The organism is Peterkaempfera griseoplana (assembly GCF_001418575.1).
GTDB classification, from domain to species: Bacteria; Actinomycetota; Actinomycetes; order Streptomycetales; family Streptomycetaceae; genus Peterkaempfera; species Peterkaempfera griseoplana.
In genome coordinates, this window is sequence record NZ_LIQR01000765.1 from 1 (window position 1) to 1,212 (window position 1,212).

At 72.3% G+C, this 1,212-nt stretch carries 1 protein-coding gene and 1 pseudogene; one reads left to right on the forward strand and one right to left on the reverse strand.

The window, feature by feature from the left end:
- Positions 1-74: 74 nt before the first annotated feature.
- The gene (locus tag AOK09_RS36545) at positions 75-707 is read left to right on the forward strand and encodes an alpha-ketoglutarate-dependent dioxygenase AlkB (RefSeq protein WP_055591464.1); all 633 of its coding nucleotides are present in this window, start codon (positions 75-77) and stop codon (positions 705-707) included.
- A 161-nt stretch (positions 708-868) separates the two neighbouring features.
- Here AOK09_RS36545 and AOK09_RS36550 read toward each other — a convergent pair.
- A pseudogene (locus AOK09_RS36550) lies at positions 869-1,212 on the reverse strand (glycoside hydrolase family 25 protein); the annotation flags it as partial.

Consider the following 1,212-nt stretch of genomic DNA (forward strand, 5'->3'; position numbering starts at 1 on the left):
GGGGCGCGGACGCCCTGTGGTGGCCGTCCGTGAACCCCTCCCCCATAATCGAATGCTCGTTCTATACTGGATTCATGGCAGTTCACCTGCAGGCGTCCCTGTTCGAACAGCCCGACAGCGGCATCCGCCTCGGCCCGCTCGACGGCGTCCGCCGCCTCCCGCTGAGCGACGGCGCCTGGCTCGACCTGCTGCCAGGCTGGCTCAGTGGGGCGAGCGACCTCTTCGACCACCTGGCCACAGCGGTCCCCTGGCAGGCCGAACGCTGGGTGATGTACGACTCCGAGGTGCTGGTGCCCCGGTTGCTGGCCCACTACCAGGCCGGGAGCACCTTGCCCCACCCGGTGCTGGAGGAAGCCCGCAACGCCCTCTCCGCCCGCTACGCCGGTGAACTCGGCGAGCCGTTCACCACCGCCGGGCTCTGCTACTACCGGGACGGCCGGGACAGCGTCGCCTGGCACGGCGACCGCAACGGCCGAGGCGCCTTCCGCGACACCATGGTCGCGATTCTCTCCGTGGGCGCGCCCCGCGACCTGGCCCTGCGGCCGCGCAGGGCCGGTCCCTCCCCGATGCGCCTGCCCCTGGGGCACGGCGACCTGGTGGTGATGGGCGGCTCCTGCCAGCGCACATGGGAACACGCGGTGCCGAAGACCGCCAGAGCGGTGGGCCCGCGGATCAGCATCCAGTTCCGGCCGCGCGGGGTGACCTGAGGGCTGACGCACCAACTCGGCCGCGCCCCTCGGTTGCGACGCGTCGAGCCGGAGGGCGCTGGGGCAGGAAGGGCCAGCCCCTTCGGGAGAGCCGGCCGTTCCTGCCGTGCGCAGCATCACCGGGGACCCGGGAGCGCCTCACGGCACCTCAGCAGGTCCGCCTACCAGCTCTCGATCGCATAGCTGACACCCGGGACGTCGGTGGTCAGGGAGACCTTGACGTCGTCGGCCGTCAGGGGAACAGTCACGGTCGAGCCGGAGGCGGTGAGGTTCGGACGGGTGACCCGCCAGGTCGTGCCGTCGTGGACGGCCACGCGGACCACGGCGGTGGCCCCGGTGTCGCCGACCTGGTCCATACCCAGGTGAAGCGCTCGGTGCGGGTACGCGGACCAGGCGCTGCCATGGGGTACGAGGGCAACGGTCGGGGAGTCGCCCGGGACGACCGTGCCGGAGGGGGTCCACTGAGGCATGTCGGACTCCGAGGGGTCGGGGGTGGGTGCAGGGG

What these genes read in the sequence shown, in the direction of transcription:
- AOK09_RS36545 (WP_055591464.1), top strand. Translation starts at nt 75, where the DNA reads ATGGCAGTTCACCTGCAGGCGTCCCTGTTCGAACAGCCCGACAGCGGC.